Origin of the sequence: Massilia sp. CT11-108, from assembly GCF_047302915.1 — a bacterium.
Taxonomy (GTDB): domain Bacteria; phylum Pseudomonadota; class Gammaproteobacteria; order Burkholderiales; family Burkholderiaceae_D; genus Telluria; species Telluria orientalis.
Window position 1 is genome coordinate 1 of sequence record NZ_JBKYMO010000889.1, and the last position, 1,400, is coordinate 1,400.

Here is a 1,400-nt window from a genome sequence, read left to right on the forward strand (position 1 = left end):
GGGCAGCGCGCCCGGCCCCGGCGAGACCGACGAAACGGCCGCGCTGCCCACGCCCTCCAGCGCCGCGCAAACCCTCTATTCCGCCGCCAGCGCCGACCTGCTGCAGATCCGCATGCTGCTCAGGAACGGCCGCAGCCAGTCCAGCGTCGGTTCCGGCTTCCTCGTCGGCACGGGCAACCTCGTACTGACCAATTACCACGTCGTGTCGCAGATGGCGCTCGACCCGGACGTCTACGTCGGCGAATACGTCGACACGGACGGCAAGAGCGGTCCCATCGAACTGCTCGCGGTGGACGTGCTGCACGACCTGGCCGTCGTGCGCGTGAACCGCAATGGCACGGGCTTTTTCCAGGTCGGAGAAAAACCCGTGAAACTCGTGCAGGGCCAGTACCTGTACTCGCTCGGCAATCCGCTCGACCTCGGCTTCGCCATCTCGGAAGGCTCGTACAACGGCATCGTCACACGCAGCTTCTACGAGCAGCTGATTTTCACGGGACCCATCAACTCCGGGATGAGCGGCGGGCCCAGCGTGACGGCGGCCGGCGTCGTGGCGGGCATCAACGTCTCGAAGCGGCTCGACGGCGAACTGGTCAGCTTCCTCGTGCCCGTCAAATACGCGCAGGAGCTGCTGCGGCAGGCCGCCACGCAATCCCACCCTCCAAAGAATTTCAATCCGCTGATCGGGCAGCAGCTGCTGGCGCACCAGCGCGCGCTGATCGACCGCCTGCTGGCCGAGCCGTTGTCGATGCGCACGATGGGGCCGTACCAGGTGCCCGTGCGCGAATCGCAGCAGTTGCGCTGCTGGGGCCGCTCGAACTTCCGCGCCGAAGCCGAGTACACGGCCGACTCCGTCAGCTGCGCGATGGAAGCGGCGATCTACGTGTCGGACACGCAGCAGACGGGCCACGTGTCGATGACGCACCAGGTGCTCCGTTCGAGTTCCCTGCACCCGCTGCAGTTCGCCGCGCTGGCAAGCAGCCGCTTTCGCGTCGACAGCATCGGCACCGGCCGCGACACGCGCCTCACGCGGCCCGCCTGCGCCGAGATGTTCGTGCACACGGCGACCCTGCCCGTGCGCGCGGTGACGTGCGTGCGCGCCTACCGCAAGTTCGCCGGGCTGTACAACTTCACGTTGCTGGCCGCCAGCACGGACGATCCGCACGCCAGCCTGCAGAGCCGGCTCGACCTGGCGGGCGTCTCGTACGAGAACGGCATGCGCGCGACCCGCGCCTTCCTGTCGGCCCTTGGACGGAGCCGCAGATGACTGGCCCGTGGTTCGTCGAGCTGCTGGCCAGGAACGGCGACGTGCTGCACCGCCAGCGCGTCGACGGCCTGCCGATCCGCATCGGGCGCGGCTACGACAACGACGTGATCCTCGACGACGACTACGCGGCCGCCGC

1 protein-coding gene is annotated in these 1,400 nt (G+C 68.3%); it reads left to right on the top strand.

Annotated features, from left to right (window positions below):
- On the top strand, positions 1-1,264 hold a 1,264-nt coding region (locus ACEN88_RS31710; protein WP_413346135.1), incomplete at its 5' end, for a S1 family peptidase.
- Between the last annotated feature and the right edge of the window lie 136 nt (positions 1,265-1,400).